This is a genomic window from Caproicibacter fermentans, from assembly GCF_009746625.1.
Taxonomy (GTDB): domain Bacteria; phylum Bacillota; class Clostridia; order Oscillospirales; family Acutalibacteraceae; genus Caproicibacter; species Caproicibacter fermentans.
Genome location: NZ_VWXL01000006.1, coordinates 1 through 870, shown reverse-complemented (window position 1 = coordinate 870; position 870 = coordinate 1). Strand labels below are relative to the sequence as shown.

1 pseudogene is annotated in these 870 nt (G+C 54.7%); it reads left to right on the top strand.

From position 1 onward, the window contains the following. Positions 1 to 870: pseudogene (locus tag CAFE_RS19610) on the top strand (hypothetical protein); the annotation flags it as partial.

Below are 870 nucleotides of genomic sequence, written 5' to 3'. Positions count from 1 at the left end.
ATCACGGCGCAGGTCTTGACGGGGACATTTTCAAGCAGCCCGATTGCGCCGCAGATTACGCGCAGCGCGGAGCAGTACGACCTTAAACTTGCTGAGATAAGCATCCCCGCTGGCGCCACGGCAATCACGCAGTCGCTGATTACTGATACCCGGCTTGACAACGACGTTTGCGGCATTGTTACGGGCGTCGTGAATCAGGTTGACACGACAACCCTATACCAACAGGTTCAGGCTGATTTGCAGCATTTCAGGACGGTCAATGAGGCCGATTTCTCCGCATGGTTCGACGGCATAAAGGGGATCCTCGGAACGGATGAAGCCGGGAATCTGCTCGCAAAAATCAACGATCTTGCAGGAGACGGCAGGACGACGGAGACGGTCAAAGGCAACGCTGACGCCTTCGCCGCGCACGTGGCCGCAGTAAACCCTCACGGAGTGACGGCAGCGCAGGCGGGGGCCGTAAAAGGAAATACGGCCTCCTATTATGCGACGGCGGTTACAATGGCCGACAGCAATCACGGCTATACCCTTACAGTTCCAAACTTCACTTTTTCGGAAGGCTGTCAGGTGACTTTCAAAGTGCCAACATTGCCGATTGAAGACCAATGGATGCACGTCGATGTAGGAGGCAAGGGATATGCACTTAGGACGACAACTCAGGAAATGGTTACGAACGATGCGTGGAAGGTCAACAGCTTCATAACCGTAACGCTCACACAGGCGGTCGTTATTGATTTAGGAACTTCGGGGGCGGGGCGCGACGGAACAGCTTTTTTTAAGAAAGGCGGCTATGGCACGCTGGCCGCCCAAATCAATAATTTTTATGCGACCATCGGGGACGCTTCGGTTCGGTTGACGTGGAGCAATCCG